This is a genomic window from Niallia nealsonii, from assembly GCF_002835805.1.
GTDB lineage: Bacteria > Bacillota > Bacilli > Bacillales > Cytobacillaceae > Niallia > Niallia nealsonii.
The window spans coordinates 14,825-37,061 of sequence record NZ_PISE01000054.1; the positions used below are offsets into that span (position 1 = coordinate 14,825).

General features: G+C 35.2%; 16 protein-coding genes, 2 pseudogenes and 1 other annotated feature. Of the genes and pseudogenes, 13 read left to right on the top strand and 5 right to left on the bottom strand.

Features of this window, described 5'->3' with window-relative positions; genetic code table 11:
* Window positions 1-124 precede the first annotated feature (124 nt).
* The 7 genes from CWS01_RS19980 (at window position 125) to CWS01_RS20010 (ending at window position 9,812) form a co-directional block, all read left to right on the top strand.
* Window positions 125-1,693: an alpha-L-rhamnosidase-related protein gene (locus CWS01_RS19980; RefSeq protein WP_101178964.1), complete on the top strand. Its 1,569-nt coding sequence runs from the start codon at window positions 125-127 to the stop codon at window positions 1,691-1,693.
* A 201-nt stretch (window positions 1,694-1,894) separates the two neighbouring features.
* Window positions 1,895-3,577, top strand: coding sequence for a sensor histidine kinase (locus CWS01_RS19985; RefSeq protein ID WP_101178965.1), 1,683 nt, complete (start codon window positions 1,895-1,897; stop codon window positions 3,575-3,577).
* A gap of 3 nt (window positions 3,578-3,580) precedes the next feature.
* Window positions 3,581-5,068, top strand: coding sequence for a response regulator (locus tag CWS01_RS19990; protein WP_101178966.1), 1,488 nt, complete (start codon window positions 3,581-3,583; stop codon window positions 5,066-5,068).
* A 393-nt stretch (window positions 5,069-5,461) separates the two neighbouring features.
* Complete coding sequence (locus CWS01_RS19995) at window positions 5,462-6,781, top strand: ABC transporter substrate-binding protein (protein WP_101178967.1); 1,320 nt, start codon at window positions 5,462-5,464, stop codon at window positions 6,779-6,781.
* 102 nt (window positions 6,782-6,883) lie between these two features.
* The gene (locus tag CWS01_RS20000; protein ID WP_101178968.1) at window positions 6,884-7,747 is read left to right on the top strand and encodes a carbohydrate ABC transporter permease; all 864 of its coding nucleotides are present in this window, start codon (window positions 6,884-6,886) and stop codon (window positions 7,745-7,747) included.
* Window positions 7,747-8,637 carry a carbohydrate ABC transporter permease gene (locus CWS01_RS20005; RefSeq protein WP_101178969.1) on the top strand — a complete coding sequence of 297 codons (891 nt, stop codon included), beginning with the start codon at window positions 7,747-7,749 and terminating at the stop codon, window positions 8,635-8,637. The genes CWS01_RS20000 and CWS01_RS20005 overlap by 1 nt, the downstream gene beginning before the upstream one ends.
* 536 nt (window positions 8,638-9,173) lie before the next feature.
* Entirely contained in the window at window positions 9,174-9,812 is a 639-nt protein-coding gene (locus CWS01_RS20010) for a hypothetical protein (RefSeq protein WP_101178970.1), read from the top strand.
* Window positions 9,813-10,633: 821 nt separating this feature from the next.
* Window positions 10,634-10,715: a sequence feature (5S ribosomal RNA rRNA prediction is too short), on the top strand.
* Window positions 10,716-10,750: 35 nt separating this feature from the next.
* Here CWS01_RS20010 and tnpB read toward each other — a convergent pair.
* From tnpB to CWS01_RS20035, 4 genes and pseudogenes are all read right to left on the bottom strand, one after another.
* A pseudogene (tnpB, locus tag CWS01_RS23540) lies at window positions 10,751-11,146 on the bottom strand (IS66 family insertion sequence element accessory protein TnpB); the annotation flags it as partial.
* 189 nt (window positions 11,147-11,335) lie between these two features.
* Window positions 11,336-11,830 carry a cupin domain-containing protein gene (locus CWS01_RS20025; protein ID WP_157827708.1) on the bottom strand — a complete coding sequence of 165 codons (495 nt, stop codon included), beginning with the start codon at window positions 11,828-11,830 and terminating at the stop codon, window positions 11,336-11,338.
* 165 nt (window positions 11,831-11,995) lie between these two features.
* Window positions 11,996-12,913 carry a ketose-bisphosphate aldolase gene (locus CWS01_RS20030; RefSeq protein WP_101178972.1) on the bottom strand — a complete coding sequence of 306 codons (918 nt, stop codon included), beginning with the start codon at window positions 12,911-12,913 and terminating at the stop codon, window positions 11,996-11,998.
* Window positions 12,914-13,317: 404 nt separating this feature from the next.
* Entirely contained in the window at window positions 13,318-14,070 is a 753-nt protein-coding gene (locus CWS01_RS20035) for a DeoR/GlpR family DNA-binding transcription regulator (protein ID WP_101178973.1), read from the bottom strand.
* Window positions 14,071-14,354: 284 nt separating this feature from the next.
* Between CWS01_RS20035 and CWS01_RS20040 the strand changes: the two genes are divergently transcribed.
* From CWS01_RS20040 to CWS01_RS20070, 6 genes and pseudogenes are all read left to right on the top strand, one after another.
* Entirely contained in the window at window positions 14,355-15,233 is an 879-nt protein-coding gene (locus tag CWS01_RS20040; RefSeq protein ID WP_101178974.1) for a ketose-bisphosphate aldolase, read from the top strand.
* A 145-nt stretch (window positions 15,234-15,378) separates the two neighbouring features.
* Entirely contained in the window at window positions 15,379-16,701 is a 1,323-nt protein-coding gene (locus tag CWS01_RS20045; RefSeq protein ID WP_235852132.1) for an ABC transporter substrate-binding protein, read from the top strand.
* A gap of 70 nt (window positions 16,702-16,771) precedes the next feature.
* Window positions 16,772-17,710: a carbohydrate ABC transporter permease gene (locus tag CWS01_RS20050; RefSeq protein ID WP_101178980.1), complete on the top strand. Its 939-nt coding sequence runs from the start codon at window positions 16,772-16,774 to the stop codon at window positions 17,708-17,710.
* Window position 17,711: 1 nt separating this feature from the next.
* Window positions 17,712-18,548, top strand: coding sequence for a carbohydrate ABC transporter permease (locus CWS01_RS20055; RefSeq protein WP_101178975.1), 837 nt, complete (start codon window positions 17,712-17,714; stop codon window positions 18,546-18,548).
* Between the two features lie 93 nt (window positions 18,549-18,641).
* The gene (locus tag CWS01_RS20060; protein WP_101178976.1) at window positions 18,642-19,958 is read left to right on the top strand and encodes an ADP-dependent glucokinase/phosphofructokinase; all 1,317 of its coding nucleotides are present in this window, start codon (window positions 18,642-18,644) and stop codon (window positions 19,956-19,958) included.
* A gap of 154 nt (window positions 19,959-20,112) precedes the next feature.
* A pseudogene (locus tag CWS01_RS20070) lies at window positions 20,113-21,287 on the top strand (Dabb family protein).
* Window positions 21,288-21,690: 403 nt separating this feature from the next.
* On the opposite strand, the gene CWS01_RS20075 reads toward CWS01_RS20070, so the two are convergent.
* The coding region (locus CWS01_RS20075) for a mannitol dehydrogenase family protein (protein ID WP_456238044.1) at window positions 21,691-22,237 on the bottom strand (547 nt) is incomplete at its 5' end.

The window sequence follows — 22,237 nt, forward strand, 5'->3', positions numbered from 1 at the left end:
TGCTCTATTAAATACGGTGGAGGACAATGAATATAATAAAAACTAATTCAACATTAATTTACCCGCAAATTTATGTCGAAATTCATAGACGTAATTCTAGACGGGAGAATCTGGAGATAGTGATATGAGTATTCAAAAATTAGAAAATCAAGTTATGGTCCAAAATGAAGAATTCATTGAAAAAGCAGAACAATTGAATCCGCAGCTTTTTGAAACGATTGTAAAACCTGAGGCTATTGTAAAAATGAAAGCAGACACAAATGTAATTCATGGCTGGAGAAAGGAGTATGTTGCTTCGGCATCAACTCTAAAAGACAATGAATATCGTAAAAGTGATTCTTTTATTCTTGATTTTGGTAATCATCAGGTAGGTTATCTTTCCATGAATATTTGTCCTGCTGGTAGTCCGCCGGATGCTCCACTCAAACTTAAGCTCACTATCGGTGAAATGCCGGTTGAGATGGCGGAACCATTTGAAAGCTATGACGGTTGGCTCAGCAGTTCGTGGCTACAGGAAGAAACTATATTTGTTGATGTATTGCCAGCTACCATCACATTACCGCGCAGATACAGTTTTAGGTATGTAAAGTTTGAGGTGGTTGATACATCGAAGAAATACCGTATTGTTTTTGAAAATGTTGAATGTAGGGCTGTTACATCCGCAAATATAAATGCTGTCCAAACCATTTCCCATCAGGATATGTTACTTCAAAAAATAGATGAAGTAAGCATAAAAACACTTGCCGATTGCATGCAGGAAGTTTTTGAAGATGGACCAAAACGGGATCGGAGACTGTGGTTGGGAGATTTACGATTGCAAGCATTAGCAAACTATGAAACATTCAGAACAAATGACCTTGTTAAACGATGTCTTTACCTTTTTGCAGGTGTTCCAAATGACAGCGGAAAGGTTCCAGCAAATGTTTTTGTAGCACCAAAGCTAATTGCAGACGATATCTATATTTTTGATTACTCCTTATTCTATGTATCAACTTTACATGATTACTATTTTGCAACAAAGGATTTAGAGACCTTAAAAGAGTTATGGCCTACTGCCTATCGTCAGATTGAACTTGCACTTGAACGTCTAGATGAAAATTCTATTGTGAAAGACTCCTCAGACTGGTGGTCATTTATAGATTGGCAGGAAGGATTAAACAAACAAACTCCGTCGCAAGCTGTTTTAATTTATACAATAAAACAGGCCATCCGTCTGACTGAAGAATTGAATGCTCTTGAAAAGAATAAATTGGTAGTCTGTTTAGCTGAAATTGAGGAAGCTACTAAAACTTATTTGTGGGATGAAAAACAGCAATTTTTTATTAGTGGTTCGGATTGTCAAGTTTCTTGGGCAAGCCAAATCTGGATGGTACTTGCAGGTGTGTTGACGAAGGAAGAAAACAAACAACTGATGAATCGGCTTTTAAAAGAAAAGCCTGTTGTTGGAATTGCTACACCTTATATGTACCATCATCTTGTAGAAGCGCTTCTTGTTTCAGGAGAGAAAGAAAGAGCGATATCAGAAATAAAAAAATATTGGGGTGGAATGATCCAAGATGGAGCGGATACATTTTGGGAATTATATGATCCAAAGAATAAAAATTTTTCCCCTTATGGGAGCCATTTAATAAATAGTTATTGCCATGCTTGGAGCTGCACACCCACTTATTTAATTAGGAAGTACGATTTATAAGAGAAAGAATAAGTATGGGCAATAAATCCTTGAGTCCTTTTTAGCCTGTTTAATAAAGGAGTCTTGAGCATCAAAGAGTTGCTCAAGGCTTTTTTTCTTAAAAAAGGAACTTAATAGAAGGAGGAAAAAAGAGTTAATTAGATGATGTATATTAGTTTGTTATAATAAAAAAATATAACAACTTAAAAAGGTTGGAAGAAGATGAAAAAAATATTAAAAAAACAAAAGAATGATGGCCAACATAATGATATTAGAAGGAAATATTTCCTTCTAATGATAGGGATTTCTATATTGCCACTTCTTTTACTAGGATTTATTTCGTTTAATATTGCAAAAAATACATTAATTGAAAATCAATTACAAACAACAGAAAATCATCTTAAAACATCCAGTGAGGCTGCTGACTTATTGTTCCAAAACATCATCAATATGGAGCGGCTTATCTCCTGGAGCAATGATACGCGGCGTGAACTGATTGATAGCGCAAAGTACGCTGGAGTTGGCCAGAACGTATTAGATAATGAAGCAACAAAAAGAATACAAAATTTAATTTCTAGATATCTCATTGATACGCAATATGTTGATTCTGTTTGCCTGTTCGACGTGAATTATCGGTCTGTATGTTATGGAAATTCAAAAAGTATAGGAAAATATGACAATAGTGGAATTGATCGAAATATTGCTTATTCTACCTGGTATAAACAAAGTGCTGAAGCACAGGGGAGACCGGTTTTTTTCGGTTACAATGTCCTTAATAATGAACAATCAACTTTTTCATCGGTCAAACTATTAAAAAATCCGCACAATGTATTTAACCCTGAGAAAATTGGCTTATTGGTCGTAAATGTAAAACAGTCACTTTTTTTAAGAGTTTTCCAAGATGAGAGTAACACTGATTGGGCTGTACTGAATTCAACTGAAGAAGGAGGAAATGCTGTTTTCAGTAATCCTTCGCCCTTTAATTTAGAGTTTAAAAAGGGAATTGATTCTGAATCTTCCCTTAATAAACTAGAGGAAAAAGGCTATCTTATTAGCAGTTATCAAAATCAAACTACAGGGTGGACCTTTGTTCGATTAATTAAGGAAAAGGAACTACTTAAACAGCCTAATAAAATAGGGGTGGCCACAGCACTTATTTCATCCATTCTTGGCTTAATTGCTCTTTTTCTGGCCTTCTTCTTTTCAGGTAAGGTTGCTAGACCATTAATAAATCTTAGGAATATTTTTCAAAGGGTAACAGTGGAAAATAAAGAATTGAATGAAAGGCTCGTTAGCTCGCAATTAAAGGAAAGAGAGGCTGAGCTTAGGACTCTCCAGGCACAAATTAAACCTCATTTTTTATACAACACATTGGATTCCATCTATTGGATGGCGATACTGCAAAATAATCATGATATTGCAAAAATGGCAGTAGCTTTGTCAGAAAGTTTTAAACTGAGTCTAAATAAAGGGGAAGACATAATTCCGGTTTCGAAGGAATTAGAGCATATTTACCATTATATGACGATTCAAAATCTTCGTTATCAAAATCGCTTTCAATATATAGAAAATGTTGATTCTAATTTAATGGAGAAAAAAATTTTAAAGCTGCTTCTTCAGCCGCTTGTGGAGAATGCCATTTATCACGGATTGGAGCCAAAGATAGGGGAAGGAATTATTGAGTTAACCGGTAAAATAAAGGAAGGCTGGGTAACTTTCAATGTGAGAGATAATGGAGTTGGAATTAAAGATATAAAGGCAACTGAGAAAGGTTTTGGTTTAAGAAATGTTCGGGAAAGATTGCTGTTGTATTATGGCCCCGATAGTACCCTTACAATTTTAAGCAAGGTAGATGAAGGAACGAACATGGAAATAAAGTTCCGGCTCACTGCAAGGGAGGAGTAACAGATGTTAAAGGCCGTAATATTTGACGATGAGTATATTGTTCTCCAGGGACTGCAAAGGATGATTGATTGGACCAAATACGGTATTGAATTAGTTGGAACAGCAGCGAACGGTAAGGAGGCCCTTACAGTATTTGAGAAAATGCATCCGGATATTGTATTTACAGATATCCGAATGCCTGGTATGGACGGATTAGAGGTTATTGAAAAAATACTCTCTATTGCACCTGAAACGATTTGTATTGTTTTTAGTGGTTTTAATGAATTTGAGTATGTCAAAAAGGCTTTGAAATTAGGTGTTACTGACTACTTAGAAAAACCTATTACGATTCCGACGATTGAGGATGCTATTCAAAGAATTATTGAGGAAATAAGCCATCAACAAAATATCTCCTCCTTACAATTAAAATGGGAAAACACAAGGGAGGAATTGCTAGAAAAAGCCACATTGGATTTACTGTTGTTAGGGGAGGATGCTATACCAAAATGGCGCGAAAGTTTCGGGAGTGAAGCTGATCATGTCGTTGGGGTAACAGTTCTTGCCCTTTCAAGAAAAGAATTGGTTCTACAAAATCATAGTTCATACAAGGCAGTTCAAGTTCGTAACGGGTTGGAACATTCCCTTGTTGTTTTTCATTTTCAGGATAGAGTAGAAGATTTGTGGGAACAATTGTTATCTTGTCCAGAAAAGTTTGGCATGGCATTAGGCTCTGGAAGAACATACAAACATCTGGCAGATGCAAAGAAAAGCTACAAAGAGGCTTTACAGGCATTAAGGTATGGCCAGTTTATGGATGAGATTGGTTGGACGCTCTTTGAGAATATTGGAGAGAATCCACAAATACCGGCTAATTTAACTGAACAAGAGGAATCTATTATTTTCCATATTCGAACTGGGGATAAAGAAGGTTTTATCAATCAGCTAAATTCCTTTATCAAACAGCTTGAAGAGCAACGGTTAAATCCTAATGTGATAGAACAAGAAATTTTAAAAATTATTTACCTTGGAATGGAAGTAGCAAAAGAAGTTCGAGAAGATATTTTAAAAATAAATGGTATTGGTTTTGTACCACATATTGAGATTCGATTATTAAATACTAAAGAAACGATGTACAGATGGTTCCGCGAACAAATGGAAAAAATAATGGATAGGTCACTTAATGTACGCCAGGCAATAAAGCATGAAGCCGTTGAGAAGGCGTGTAAGTACATGAAAGAAAACTTTTTTCGGGATTTGACTTTACAAGAGGTATCGGAATATGTTGGAATGAATCCTACTTATTTTAGTCTATTATTTAAAGAAGAAATGGAAATAACCTATATTAAATATTTGACTCAAATTCGGGTGGAACAAGCAAAGAAACTTCTTCGAGAGGGCCAGAGAGTAGGATATGTAAGTGAGAAGGTCGGTTATCATAGCTCTAAACATTTCTCCGAATTATTTAAGAAATATGTTGGAGTAAAACCTGGTCAGTATCGTGATTCCTTTTAAAATCCATTTTATTTATACTGTTTGTTTTGAAAAAGGTCTGAGAGAAATAATATAGATAGCCTCGCTCAAATGTACAAGAGAGCAGAGGCTTTTTTATTCTAAAATTAATGAAATTACTATAGTTGATAAATAAAGAATGAAATTCGGAATCAATTGCGGAAAAATTCTCTTCATTCTAAAAAAAACGGACATAATACAAAAAATGCACCGCTTACAAAACTTTATGAAAGCATTTACAATTAAGTTAAATCAAGCATGCCAATGAATTAGCTTATACATATAAAATAGCTTTGAAGGGGAAAGCTAAAAAATTACTTAAATTTGAAAGAGTAATAATTGGCATGAAGATTATTATCTATCATTTACTAAATATCACCAAAGGGGGAAAGTCAATTGTTAAAAACAAAAAGCAAAATTTTAACAGTATTATGTTCTGTGGGATTATTTACTGGAATTTTAGCAGGATGCAACAGTAGTGAAGAAAGCACTTCAAACGGAAAAAACTCTAATGGAACTACTCTTACATTATTAATGGATAATCAAAGTCCTGCGACAATGGAAGGGTTCCAGGCTGTTGCAGCTGAATTTGAGAAGAAATACCACATTAAGACTGAAATTGAAACTCGCCCAGGGGGATCAGAGGGGGATAACCTAGTAAAAACGCGTCTTTCTACAGGTGATATGACAGACTTGGTTTCTTACAATTCAGGTTCGCTATTACAAGCATTAAATCCAGAGAAGAATTTTTTGGATCTCACAAACGAGCCTTATATGGATAAAATCTTAGATACATTTAAGACGGCGGTAACAGTAAACAATAAGGTATTTGGTGTTCCGGTTGGCTCTTTTAACTCAGGAGGTTGGTTATACAATAAAAAGGTATACAAGGAGCTGGGTCTGTCTATTCCAAAAACCTGGGATGAGCTTATGAAAAACAATGAGAAGATTAAGGAGACCGGCAAAACGGCGGTTATTGGCACATACAAAGATCCTTGGACATCTCAAGTTATCCCGCTTGCTGACAATTATAATGTTCTAGCAGAAAGTCCAACATTCCCAGAAGATTTCACAGCAAATAAGACAAAAATGGCCACGACACCTGCGGTTGTTAGAAGTTTTGCAAAGTTAGCCGAAATTAACGAAAAGGGCTATATGAATAAAGACTTTAACTCTACTGGCTATGAAGCGGGAATAAAAATGCTAGTAGACGGTAATGGTGTACAATATCCATTGATTTCCTTCGCACTGACAAGCATCGCAAAGTTGTATCCTGATGAAATTGATAATATCGGATTTTTCCCGCAACCTGGTGAAAGTGCTGACAAAAATGGTATCACTGCATGGGTACCGGGTGCAATTTATATTAACAAGACAAGCGAGCATGTAGAGGAAGCTAAAAAATGGGCAGAGTTCTTTGTTACTCCAGAAGCTGTACAACTGTTTATGTCTAAATCAGCACCTACTGGTCCGATTGCAATTAAGGATGTAAGTCTTCCAGATAATGTGTATGCTGCAGTAAAAGATATGCTTCCATACTTTAATGAGGGTAAGACAGCACCGGCCCTTGAATTCTTAAGCCCATTAAAGGGGCCGAATTTACCACAAATAACATCTCAAGTAGGCGGCGGTATGATATCGGCAAAAGAAGGAGCAGCATCTTACGATAAAGATGTAGAAAAGCAAGCAAAACAGCTGGGCTTAAAGGGCTGGTAATCTACTGAGTTAACATATAAAAAAGTAAGGCCCTGTCTTATTATCTTATGAGTATATGATAGGGCTGCTTTTACTTAGGTTATAGAGAGGAGATAAAAGTGAATGCGACTTACAAATAGTACATATACGTACAGATTTCTCATTCCAGCTGGCATTATTTATTTTGTATTTTTCTTACTTCCTACCATCATGTCCTTATTTTTCAGCATGACTTGGTGGTCTCTAACAGATTGGAAATTTATTGGTTTAGAAAATTTTAAGACATTTTTGACAGAACCTTCTCTGAATATAGGATTTAAAAATACTATAATCTACGCCATTGTAACATGTGTTCTAAAAGTTTTTCTTGGATTTCTCCTTGGCGCTTTTCTTAGTTCCAAGCTCAAAACAATGGGTTTTATCCGATCTATGGTTTTCTTCCCAACTTTGTTAAGTTCAGTCGCAATTGGGATAGCATTTGTGATGATGATGCATCCTACGCAAGGACTTATTAACATGGCATTAAAAACGGTAGGAATTGTAGGTCCTGACTGGTTAGGTGACAGTAAAATTGCACTTCTTTCCGTTGCGTTGGTTGATGTGTGGAAAGGTGTAGGGATGGCAACGGTAATCTTTATTGCAGGAATTATGTCCATTCCAGAGGATTATTATGAAGCTCTCATGATTGATGGTGGAAATACATTTCATAAGTTTTGGAACCTCATTTTGCCATTGAGCCGTCCAGCGATGAACTCCGTTATTATTCTAGCATTTATCGGCGGTCTTCGCTCCTTCGATTTAATCTGGGCGATGACAAAGGGTGGCCCAGGATTTAGCACAGATTTAATTGCTTCTATAATCTACAAGCAGTATCAAGCAGGGTTTTACGGTCTTTCCACAGCTGGAAATGTAATTTTATTCCTACTTGTTTCTGCATTGGCATTCCCACTGTATGCCTACTTAAACAAAAAAGAGGTGGATTTGTAATGAATAAAGTAGTGAACCAATCTGTAACACTTTCTGTTGTTTCTGAAAAACGCAAGAGGCTAACGGGCAAAGGAATTCGGAAGCTTATAGTGGAATGCATCGCTGTTCTCCTTACGTTAGTTGTATTCGGTATCCCATTTTATTTTGTCATCATAAATGCTGTGAAGAATACGCAGGAGTCTTCGATGCTAAGTATGGCGTGGCCGAGCTCCTTCCATCTAATAGAGAATATGAAGGCCGTATTAGAAGCACAAGATGGCATGATTATTCGTGCTTTCTTTAATAGTATTGCAATTACAGGATTCTCTATCCTACTACTAATTTTTCTAGGTGCAATGGCAGGATATGTATTGCAACGCAAGGTAAGTAAAGCAACCCCAATTTTTAACTTTTTGATTCTAGCAGGTCTCATTATCCCGCCGGCGATCGTACCAACAATTTGGGTACTAGAAGGAATCGGCATGTTTAAGACGATGCCAGGTATCATTTTTGTAGAGGTCGCACTAAGCTTACCTTTTACTATTCTGCTTTATAAAGGTTTTATGGCCACAATTCCACGTCAAATTGACGAAGCAGCATTGATTGATGGCTGTGGTCGCTTCCGCTTATTTTTCTCGATTATTTTACCATTGTTAAAACCGGTTTCCGCAACAGTGATCGTTTTGACTGCGGTAGGGATTTATAACGACTTCGTTCACCCGTTATATTTCTTCCCTGGTGCCGAAAACGCTACATTGCAGCTTACACTATATAATTTCTCGAGTATGTATAATACGCAGTGGAACCTGCTTTTTACAAATATCATTTTAATCTCGCTTCCACCTCTCATTCTGTTTATTTTCTTCAATAAGAAGATTGTAGCAGGTATGACAGCTGGTTCTGTGAAGTAAAAAAGGATGAAATGGAACTGTGAGTAGAATTGATTATTCCATAATTCACAGTTCCTACTCTTTTTCTTTTGTTAGGTCATGAAGCGATATAAATTGGAAAAAATTAAGGGTGAAGAGAATCGAACTTCTTCGTATCCCCGTTTAATTCAAAGATTCTTAGTTCAATAAAGATAAAATTTTTTTGATTCGGCAACTTATACTATTCTCATTACGAAGTTTGCCAGGAAGATCATTTCTAGTGTCTATGTTTATTAATGTAGAGGTAATAGCTTGCTAGTTAGATTAATTAATATTAAGTTCAGAAAACTTTTGGTTTGAATTTTAGTCTTTAGAGAATAGGACTGAATAAAACATGGGTACTGCAAGCCTATGTATGGAAAGTTCCTCCGTAAATATCTCCAATTCCCGTTTAGGTTCTGAATTAGAGTAGTCCTAAATGGTTCGAATAAGCAAAGTGATGGTATTAGAATAAAATATTAGGCTCAATATCTTTAAAAAGTAACAATTTAAAGAAGTCAAAGATAGGTAGGGAGCAGATGAGAATCTTTAATGGCAAATTATTATGTTTTATTAGTTCAATTACATTAAATGCATTAGGTAATAGCTTTATGATAACAGCTAATCTGGGGAGTGCCCCTTGGACAGCTGCTGGGCAAAATCTTGCGTCCATACTGCCAATTTCTCTCGGAGTTTGTATTATATTTATGAATTTTTGTTCGTTCATACTAAGTTACATGATGAAAACCAAGTTTACATTGGCGACAATCATAAAAAGTATGGCTCTAGCCTTCATTTTTGGATTACTTCTTGATTTTTTTGAGTATATACATCACATGGTTTACATACCAGAGAATATTTGGATCCGTTGTTTATATTTGATCATCGGAATAAACCTTATTGCGGTAGCTATAACCATCTATTTTCAATTAGGCTCTCTATTTTTACCTTTTGATTATTTACTTAAGGCTTTTGAAAGATTGACGCAAAACTATACTGTTGGAACAATCTTTTGTATGTCTATCCCCTTAGTATTAAGTATTCTTATTTTTATCTTTCAGCATCAATTATCGGGTCTGGGATTAGGTACAATTCTTTTTGTATTTGGAATGGGATTTTTAATCGACCATTATAATCGCTGGATCGTGCTTCATACAATTACAGAAGCAGGGAAGTAGTGCTAATTAGTTGTGATGACTAGGTTATCTTCATTGCAATTGAACAATAAACAGTTAGAAATGCGAAATGAACTTTGAGAACAATGTAATCATAATACAATCTTATTTCGAAAGTTAACTTTGCTCGATTAAATACAGGGGATTATGAATTGGAGTAGTTGGAAAGCAGCATGTGGTAAAAGTCACATATACGATATGAACATAGGAAAAGGGAGAGGTAACTTCAAACTGATATTTATCTATATTAGGGATAAAGTCAAAAGTTTGAAAATTTTGTACGATAATACAAATAATGTGAATTTATATATCAGAAAATAGTTGAAGAGTCATGTTTTCAGTATTTGTTTTTGATTTGATTTTTGGATAGGAGAAGACCAGACAAAAAACTATCAAAACAGCACCTTAATAAAATCACTAAAAACGTTCATTATTGGTTAGAATTGCTCTTAGAGTAAAGAATTTGGATTATTCCCCCATAAAATTACTTATGATGTAATATATGTTTTTTTGCCGTCAGGCCCCCTTATATTACGCTTACCTTTTCTAGAGTAGAGGAAATAGGTCTCTTCCATTTCCATGATACCTAAAAAATTTTAAAAATCCATTTGTTGGATTGTTGATAATAATTTATACTACGTTAGATCTAAATGGAACCGCTGTATACGGCATCTGAAGTAAAGTGGTGTGGGTGGAAGCGTGGCGACACGTGGGCTGACAAATACTAATAGATCGAGGACTTAACTTTAATATAGGATTATTCGATTCTTTCTTCTTACACATAATCTAGTTTCGGGGGAACAACTCTCTAAATAAATACAGAGCCTGGTGGCGATAGCGAAAAGGTCACACCCGTTCCCATACCGAACACGGAAGTTAAGATTTTCAGCTTCTTCATCTTTAGGCCATTGAAGTTTTCCATTATCTACACACTTATAAAGCATGGCGAAGCTATCTCCATCAAAATACAAACATTTGTAACAGTCTTTTTTCCATCCGGCAAATAAGAATATAGAATCTTCATAGGGATCTAATTCAAAAGAATCTTGGATCAAGGTAGCTAATCCGCCAATTACCTTTCGCATATCAGTCTTTCCGCAAATGTTATAGATATTTTTTACATCCGTATAATCATGTTTCACCAATGCTTCAACTCCTTCATGATCGTTTGTTTGGATGATGTGCTCCTCTACACTTTTATAAAAGGAGACCTCAGCATTTGCTGTTTTGATTGTGCCGCTGCTAGAGGAACGAGATATCGGAGATGTCGATTGAGGTGTACACTTATTTTCGGGAAGAAGTGTAACGGGAACGATTATTAATTTTTCTTTCCGCATCAGAAAGCACCTCCTTAAATTGATACTAGTATCAATTTAAGGAGGTGCTGCAAGTTTATATGCGTTGTTTGATTAGGGGCTTATATAATTTCATTAACTCCTAATAATAATAATAAGAATACATTTATCATAGAAGGTGTTGTATTAGCAATGGCTGTGTATCTTGTAAATTCTTCTATCTTTTACTTTCTAATTATTTTGGACACGTTTTATTCTTGGATCTGTAAAGATATCTGACTCATCCTCACTATTAGATGAAAATTCAGATATGATGGCTCCTTCTTCTCCAGCTTTAAACCAGTGCTTTGTATTTTCTGGTATGGTATATTGCTCTCCCGGATGCAATACAACTTCATGGAATACTGTATAATATTGGATATCCTCTGCAGGAGGAGAAGCTATTGGTGATATAGTAGGTGCTCCCTCTACATAGAGATAAGCTGTTCCCTTACGGCATCTAAACGTTTCTAACTTGCCAGGATCTCCATTTTTTCTAGGTGGGTGGCGATGTTCTGGACAGGTTTGATGCGGAAACAAAACTAAGTCTTTCGCACAATACCGCTCAGTATTCACATAAGTAATTAATTGGAGTCCTGTTTTTTCGAGATTATTTAAGCCAAAATCTGCTATCTCAATTGCTTCTTGTTCAGCTTGAGTTAAGATAACTCCTGTATCGGCGAGCATATTTGATACTATTGCCTGATAATCTTTTGTTTGCAGTTTAGCCATTTAAATCAACTCCTCTCATTAAGCTAATTCTTAATAGGATTTTGTGAGATTCTAAGTAGGATATATTTGTGAGATTCGCATTGTGAAGGGTCTAGTTGTGGGTTTATTTTGGTTAAGATATTACTGATAAAAGTTACTAGATACTTTCATTTCACTTTTTTTTGTTGTAACCACTTTGTCGTAAAGACTCGCTTTATTTACAGAGTTAAAAAGATGCATTTTATGGTTAATTACCTTACGTGCTTCTAGAATACATTCTGGATAGATAACGTTCGGATCCCAGTATTCAGTAGTATTTAATATTTCACGCGCTTTTTTATAATAAGCGTACTTCATATCACTAGATATATTAATCTTACTGACTCCTAGTTTGACAGATTGAGCAATTTCACTATCCGGATTAGATGAACCACCATGTAATACTAGTGGAATATCAACAAGTTTATTAATTTCCTGAAGAATATCCAATTGTAACTCTGGTTTAATATGTTTTGGATAGATACCATGTGCAGTACCAATTGCCACTGCTAATGTATCAACACCTGTTCTAACTACAAAATCCTTTGCTTCATCAGGCTCAGTATATGTAACCTTAGTTACGCCACCCTCTATTGAATTTCCCGTACTTCCAATCGTTCCTAACTCACCTTCTACTGAAACACCAACAGTATGAGCGATTTCAACCACCTTTTTAGTCAAACTGACATTTTCCTCGTATGGAAGTAAGGATCCATCAATCATTACCGATGTAAATCCGCAACGAATCGCTCTTAATACATCTTTAATAGAACCACCATGATCCAGGTGTAATACAAATGGAACTTTGCTTTCATATACACGGTGTTTAACATAAGAGAAAAATTCATCTGTTAAAAATTCGTGTTCAGAAGGGTGGATTGCAATGATAGCTGGAGAATTTAATTGTTCAGCCTCTTCAACCACAGCTCTTAAAAATGTACTATCTGCAACATTAAATGCTCCTACTGCAAATTGATTTTCTTTTGCAACCGTCAATAATTCTTTCATTGTAATTAACATATAAGTAATCTCTCCTTTAAATAAAGTTTGTTAATAGGTTTGTATACGTTTACTTTTAAATACCTAAAATAGATTCCTAGATTCCTATATTTTATTAGGGATAGTCCTAGGAATTATCACCTCTTTATTTGGATATTTTTCGATCTTTACCTTTTCCTAATGAAATGAAAAACCTTCTAAAGCATTTCAAGAAATTAGACTTTTTTGTTTATCGTTGAGAGAAATTTAATTTCTTGAGTTAACGATAAACAAATTTATTTATCGTTAACTCAAGAAAGCAAAACATCCAACATTCTACAAAAATCTTAAAATACTTGGTATGCTTTCTTTGGTAATGGAACTGCAATAATTTGTACAAGAATACCTTACACAGGTACCTTTTCTCCGTAATTTTAGTTAAATGCTCAAACCTTGATTAATTTGACTCCCTTTTTTTCAACTATCGATAACCAGTAATCTGATAAACTATTATCTGTTATGATCATATCTACGCTTTCGAGGGGGGAGAAAAGATTCATTGAGCGTTTTCCGAACTTGGATGCATCGGCTATCATATAAGTTTCTTCGCTGGACTTAATCATGGTTTGTTTAATTTCGGCATCGGAGAAGTGGAATACGCTAAAGCCACTTTCTGTAACACCACTAGTAGCAATAAACGCTTTGTTAACATACAAACCTTCAAGGAAAGACTTCGTTCCACCTCCAAGGAACGCTTGGGAGTTTTGCCGGAACTCGCCGCCAGCCATGAATAAAGAAATATTCTGCGCATACCGGAGGGGATATGCTGTGGTGAGAGAATTCGTAATGACAGTAACATTCTCAAGCAACGATTCAGCTAATCCAGATGCAATATAATTAGTGGTAGTCCCAGAATCCAGAATGATCGTATCGTTGGAGGATATAAGCGTCAAACAATATTCTGCAATTTTCTTTTTTTCATCTATAAATTGTCTCTCGCGTTGTACGGGCGATTCTTCACTTACATGCCGGATTCCTCCATGAAACCTCTCGAACATGCCGCTCTGCTCCAATTTTTGCAAATCTCTTCGAATAGTCATATCCGATACTTGAAACTCGTCAACTAATTCCTGAACGGATAGGCTTCCTCTTTTCATTATTAATTCAGAAATTTTCTTTAGTCTTAATTCAGTAGACATAATTTTTCTCCAATCATTCATTTTGTTTCTACTTTTATTTAAAAGCAATTCAAACAATAAATCAAGTATAAATAAACAAAACGAACATAATTTTAAACATTTTGTTAAAATTTTTTGTTTGTTTTGAAGATTCAGATTGACAATAAAATACGATGCGTTTAATCTTGAGGTATAAATAAACAAGGTATTGCAGAGGGGGCGAAGCAAAGCGGAATGGGAGCAATGAAAGGTTAACCATCTATGAACCACGCAAAAATAAAAGATAGGGGAGAAGGTGTGTTAATATGTTGACGACAATGGAAAAGTTACTTAGCGTAGCTTATAGGGAAAAATTCGCAGTGGGAGCCTTCAATATTGCGAATAGCGAATTTGTAAGAGCTGTAATTCAGACGGCAGAAAGAGAAAATTCCCCTGCCATCCTTCAAATTCATCCAAATGAAATTAATCTTATGGGAGACGATTTTGCCGCATATTGTGTCCAAGCAGCGCATCGTGCTAGTGTTCCGATTGTGATTCATCTTGATCACGGTCGTAATGTTGATGATGTTGTTCGAGCTATTCGGAATGGATTTACATCTGTTATGATAGATGGCTCACATTTACCTTACGAGGAGAATGTAGAGCTAACAAAAGAAGTTGTGAAAATTGCTCAAGCGCAACATACTTCCGTGGAAGGAGAGCTTGGGACCATCGGAAATACAGGCACGAGTTCAGAGGGTGGGATGGAGAAGATTTTGTACACAGACCCTGAACAAGCGAAAGATTTCGTAGAGCGCACGAATGTAGATACGCTTGCCATCGCAATCGGCACCTCTCATGGGTTATATCCAAAGTCTATGAAACCTAAGCTTCAGATTGATCGCTTGTCTCAAATCTATGAAAGGGTGAATATTCCGCTTGTCTTGCATGGAGGTTCTGATAACTCGGATGAGGATATTCGGGAATCTACGAAGTACGGTGTTGGAAAGATCAATCTCTCTAGTGAAATGAAGCGGGCGTTTTTTATAGAACTTCGCAATGCGTTGAACAACAATCCAAATGGTTATGAGCCGGATGCGCTTTTTCCAAGTTCAACCGAAGCGGCTATGGCGATTATTGTGAATAAGATGCATTTGTTCGGTTCCGCAGGTAAGGCTAACTTGTATCAAGTAACGCAATTATAAGTTGGATTATAGAGAAATTGACTCATTTTCATCAGCTTGGCTACAAGGAAGGCTCATTTGCGTCAGACTCCTATCGATTAACCTCTAGATTATTTTGCAAATCTGCTCTTCAATTGAAACACATAAAATTAGGGGAGGATTTAATTTGAAAAATTTTATTTCTTTCAATTTGAAAGCGCTTAATAAAGGGTTGGTATCCATTCTAGTGATAGTGTGCATGATGATTTCATTAGTAGGTTGTAATAGTTCAGAAGCTACCAATAATTCCAGCTCGGATGGCAAAGATGGCGGTAAAGAAATTACTTTAGAATTTCAACAGTGGTGGGGAGTGGAACTACCAGATGGTGTTCTTCAGGAAATTGTTGATGGATTTACAGATGAAACGGGAATTAAGGTGAAACTGTTAAGTAATCCATATGCTGATACAAAAACACAAATTGCAGCGGGCGCAGCGGCAGGAACAATGGCGGATGTTGTTGGCCTTGATGGCTCTTGGGTATATGACTTTGCTAAACAAGGATCCATTGCAAATTTAACAGAGTTAATGAAAGAAGATGGATATGATGATAGTCAATTATCCGATCAAGTTAAAGTTGATGGGAATACATATATGATTCCTGTTGTAAACTTTGCCTATCCAATGTATGTAAACTTAGATATTTTAAAAGAGGCCGGTATTAAAGAAGTACCTAAAACTTGGTCTGAATTTACTGAAGCAACTAAAAAGATTAGTTCGTCAACAAAGAAGGCCGGATGGGCGATTCCAATGTCTACAGAATCTCCAAGTGGTATTCAAAACAATTTTATGAGCTGGCTATGGGCTTCTGGGGGTTCTATGTTAAATGAGGGCAAGCCTGCTTTGAAAAAGAATGAAGACTTAACTTCTACTGTTGAGTTTGTAAAAGAATTATTTGATTCTGGTGTAGTAGCTAAAGGTGCATATGCTATGAAGGAAGCGGACATGGTAGAAGAGTTTACAAATGGACGTGTAGCATTTATGACGGATTCGCTTGCTCACTTAACGACTATTAAAAAAGAAGCACCTAATTTAAACTTTGATTTTATGCCAGTACCTGTTAAAGATGGTTACAGCGGAAAAAGTGGCATGGACGTAGCAAATTGGGGTATTGGAGTTGCAGAAAATAGCAAACATAAGAAAGAAGCAATGAAGCTAGTTGAATACCTAATGAGTCCTGAAGTAAATGCAAAAATTGCTGTTTATGCAAATGCCTTCCCAGGAAACTCAAAAGCAGAACCTGATTATTCAGCAGCAGATGATTTGTTCAACGAAGCTTATGAACTATATAAAAACAGTTATGCGGTTAACGAATTTACAGGACTCCCAACTTCAGAAGAATTAATGAGAAGTTTTGACGAACAACTACAACTTTACTTAGATGGAGATACAAAATCAGCAACTAAGATGTTAACAGAAACACAGAAAATCTGGGAGGATGCATTTAAATAATAAATACTCAATTAATCAACAGGATGTATGTTTGACATACATCCTGTGTTTAGAAAGGTGGGAACGACAAATGAGAACTGAAACTCAAACTCAAACGGAACCGACGAGAGGGTTACGTTATAATAGAAAGGCTCAATATTTAAAAAAGAAATCTGAGCCATATTTATATCTTTTACCTACAATTTTACTAATGGTTATATTGTTAATTATCCCTATTTATATGGTTATTCGATATTCATTTTATGATAATGTAATTTTGAATAAGAATCCTGAATTTATAGGTTTTGAAAACTTTAAAGAAATATTAACGGATCAATCATTTATAGTGGCTGTAAAGAATACATTGATTTTTGTTGGTGGCAGTGTCATTGCACATATGATTTTAGGGATGACATTTGCTATGTTGTTAAATACGAAATATCTTGGTAAGAAAACCAATGCTTTATTCAGAGTAATATTCGCTTTACCATGGATGTTCACTGCCTCTGTTATAGCAGTTCTCTGGAAGATGCTTTTAAATCCAAACGGTGTTATTAACTATTTCTTAATAGAATTAAATTTAACTAGTAATCATCTAGAATGGTTATCGTCCAGAGATTTTGCATTGCTTTCGGTTACAATGATTAATATTTGGGCGGGATATCCATTCTTCATGATCAGTATTTTAGCTGGGCTTCAAGGAATATCATCAGATCTTTATGAATCTTCTGCAATTGATGGTGCTAATATCGTAAAGCGTTTTTTCTATATTACCCTTCCACAGTTAAAACCAATTTTAATTAGCTTAATATTGTTAGATTTTGTATGGACCATACAACAATTTGCACTTATTTGGATGACCACTGGCGGAGGACCAATAAATGCGACTGAGATGCTTAGTACGTTTATTTATAAATTAGGATTTAGTAAGTATCAATATGCGATGGCTTCAACTAGCGCCGTAATTTTATTATTCGTATGTACAATAATTGCAATCTTTTATGTACGACATCAAAGGGGGCAGGAATAATATGGTAGGGGAAAGAAAATGGTATATGCAAGTTATCACTATAATCCTATTAATTATAGGAGCAATCTTTGCGAGTTTTCCAGTTTTTTGGATGTTTTTGAATTCCTTTAAACCGAACTCGGAAATCTTTGCATGGCCACCAGTGTGGATTTCTGAAAATTTCACATTTGACGCTTACCTAGCGATTTTCAAGAATCCAGAAACAATTAGACTTTTCATTAATAGCTACTTTATAGCTTTTACTGTAGTTATTTTGACTTTAATTGTTAGTATTCTAGCTGCGTATAGTTTCAGCAGGTTTGATTTTCGGGGTAAACAGGTAATAAATACGGCTATTGTAAGTGTTCAAGCAGTGCCACCTATCGTGTTATTAATACCATATTTGAGTTTGATTGTTACAATTGGTTTGTATAACACATATGCTGCATTGATTTTAACCTATTTGTTATTTACGTTACCATATGCTGTTTTAATGATAACTGGATATTTTAATACGTTGCCAAAAGACTTAGATGAAGCAGTTATGATTGATGGTGGATCAAAATTTAGAGCGCTTTGGTCTATATTGGTTCCGGTATCAGTTCCAGGATTAGTTTCTGTAGGAATGTATACCTTTATGTTGTCTTGGAACGAATATCTATTTGCTTTAGCTTTAACGAAGACAAATGAGTTTCGTACCGTCCCTGTAGGAATTAGCTTATTAATGGGTCAGCATGCTTATGAATGGAACCAAATGATGGCTATGAGCGTACTTGGGTCGTTACCGGTATTAATCTTATTCTTATTTTTTCAAAGATATTTCATTGCAGGGATGACATCTGGAGCTGTAAAAAGCTAGGTAACAATAAAATGGACGCGTGCTTGTTTATGTCCTATTAGTAAGCCTTAATTAGAGTTTTATATATTTATAATAAACAGGGGGGCTATGATAATGAAAATAGAAGAGAAATATATCAAACTTTATGAAAAAATGGATGAAAATATTAATAGCCGTAAATCTAATAGAAAAATGCCGGCTATGGGATATACCAGTAATTTAGATATTTTATGCGATTTTCAGGTTGATATTTTAAATAATCTCCTTGAAGAGTATATGCAGGGAGAGGATTTAAGTGCAATGAAAGCTGCAAAGGAAATAAAAACGGTACAAGATTTTATTAGTACATTAGTTTACTTTTGTAGGAAGGGAATTGGTGGCGAGGTTGATATAGAAGAGATCCAAATCATTGAAAAGTTCTTCTCGATAAAGAATGGTATGGGAGGAACTTCAGCGCAAGCAGCAATGGCATTAGCAGCTATTGGATGTCCCTCAATGATTCATCTAACCGATGATTCAAAAGAGGTTTGTGATATTCTCTCCTCGCAACACATTTATACAGTGTCTCCAAATGGTGATTTGATTCATACAAACCAAGTGACACAGAGATCTGAACAAGAAATACACTATATTATACAGTTTAAAAAAGGAGATGTTATTCGTTTAGGAGATCAAGAGGTAGTTATACCAGTATCTAATCGCTTGATTATTACCAAAATTACAGTTAATGAAATATTACCATTCTCCAAACCATATTTTGATTATATTGAGAGCCATGCAAAAGATATCAGTAGCAATGTTCTCTCGAGTTTTAATGCTCTTAAAGATAAAGACCTATTAAAAGAACGATTAGATTTTGTAAGACAACATATAAAAAAGTATAAGGCTAATAATGAAGCAGGAATAGTATTTTTTGAGGATGCTGATTATCATAATGAGATGATAAAAAAAATATGCATAGAAACTATCTATTCAGAAGTAGACATTGTCTGCATGAATGAAGAAGAATTGGCCTATATACTGCAAATGTATAACTTCCCTATTAATATTGAAGATATAATTTCGTGTGTAGAAGGGATAAAATATATTAAAGAAAATTTAAAGATTAACAAGGGTTTAATTGTACATACAAAAGATTATTCAATGTATGTAGGAGAAAAGCTTGAGAGTGATATTGAAAGCGGTCTCATATATGGAAATATGCTTGCTACCACAAAAGCTATGGTTGGTTGGTATGGTTCTAAAGAACAGATATCAAAAGTCTTGGAGCTTCCTCTGAGCAATAAAGGAGTGAGCAATAAGAAAATAATAGATAAGAGTAATTATGCTAGTGAGACAATAATAGTTCCTACCAAGTATATCGATAAGCCTAAATATACCATAGGATTAGGAGATTCATTTGTAGCAGGTGTCCAGATTTGTTTTATGTAAGTTTTCCTAATGTGATAATAATTAGTTAAGGTGTCAAGAATGGAAGGAAATTCCTCAGTTTCATCGGTTGGTTTCTACCTCGTCTGCTAAGAGGAAATTCGCAAAGTAACGCATATGTTCAATTTGGCTAATCAGTTAAACAAAGAGGCTATATATGTTGGACGTTAAAGAAAAAGTTCGATTCTTTAGAGAAAAAATAGCCCTTTATCTGCAACAAGAAAATATTGTGTTAACAGAGGAAGAGAAAACAATATTGAAATTGCTGATTTTGGATTAGGAAATATTGAAAAGGTAGGTCTTCAACTTATTACCTATTTAAATACAGATCAATATTGTGCTAAGGAATTGATACTATTTCCAAATCAGATTTGTCCTGAATATAAGCATCCTACCCGGACGAATGGAGATCAAGGGAAACAAGAAACATTTCGTTGTCGAGCAGGAAAGGTCTATCTATATGTAAAAACAAAACAGCCTAAAGTCTATCTCCCAGAAAAGGATCTTCAATATTATATGACATGGCAGGAAATTGTCCTTCAATGAGGGGAACAATACATGATTGAACCGGATACCTTTAAAGAAGGTATCCCTGGTATCTTGGAATTAACAGCGGGTATTAATGTAACCGAGGAGAAAGAAAATATCAAAGGATATACCCTGGGACTTCGAGTAACCTTTAAAGATAAGGATGCATTAGATCAATACGGACCACATCCCCTTCATCAGGAGTTTGTTGGAATGCTAGAAGGAATCATCGAAGACGTTATCGTTGTTGATTATCCTTTGTCTATACTTCACACTGTTGTTAAACATAATATATTGCGGACAACCTGTATTTACTTTTTGTATCAAATTTTGAAAAAGACGGGAGAACGAACACTAATGGGCAAAGAAAAAGGAAGTAAAGAAAAGGAGATAAAAGTTGTAAAAGTTGTGGGAGATAAAAAAGAAATGCAAGCTCAAATGCTGGAACTACAGAGAGAGTCAACAGAAACATTGAATAAAGTCTTAAATGAAATAACACTATTAAATAGTAATCTGGAAAAAATGGAGATTGTAATTTCTTCGATGCAACAAAACGTACCTACTACAAATTCTTCAAGCATACTTGCTAATCTTGATGCTGACACAATGTTAAACCTCTTACCAGTTGCACGTAGCCTTTCTAAAGGTACAGAAACGGGACAAGCTATGTATCCGACGTCTCAAGTCCCACAACCTAGTCCTTTAAGCTTCCTTAATAATTTGGATGTTGATAAAATATTGGATATGTTAATGATTGCACGTAGCCTTTACAAAAGTGGAGACAAGAATGAAAATAAAGAATAGCCATGTAGAAGGGCAAAGAGCTGACTCGCAAAAAAGAGTCAGCTCTTTGCCCTTCATTTACTTAATAATTAAGCTCCTCTTAAAATAATGACTAGTAGGATGAAACAAGGCAGTGTTTCCACCATAGCCTACGCTATTTCCAACAGACATATCTATCCCTCCTTTAAAAATTGTAAAGAACTAGAAAAGTCAGATTCAACTCTTATAAATTCTAACCTTTTTAAATTGGAAAAGTAGGAACAATAGTTAAAAATAATTGCCCATAATACGCTTGTCCTCCTTAACAAGATATGTCTGTAAAATTATCTTTTATAGGACAAGCTATCAGGGGATATATGGATTTTTCAAGATGCTCATTTTACAAAAAAAGACGGTTTTTTTTGTACCTAATTGTAAAAAAAATTTATTTATTATAAACAGAAACTAATGCTTTTACTAGTTCATGCTGCTCTTCTAAACTAGAAACTTCACTAAACGCTTTTGAAATTCCCTTTTCTGTAATTAACTGCTTCAGCTGAACCGATTCTTGATCTTCTTCAGAGTAAAAGGATGCTGCTGCTGCCATTACATCTACAAGATTGGATGGAATCGTTTTAAATAATTCTATATATTCTAATGCTGGAGCTACCAATCTATCCTTTCGTCCAAGTTTACGAAGAGGGGAACGGCCAACTCGCTTAACATCATCTACAATATGCGCATTAGAGAAACGCCCGATAATCTTATCAATATATTGATTATGCTCTTCTTGATCAAAGTTGTATTTTTCTACCAATACTTTCCCTGTTTCTTCCAAAACGCGCAGTACTTTTTCTTCTAATTCTTTATGGCTAATCGCTTCAGCAATTGTCTTGTAATTCTTTTGGTTTCCTAAATATGAAGTTGCTGCATGTCCTGTATTAACAGTGAATAGTTTTCTTTCAATATAGGCTTGCAGATTATCTACAAAA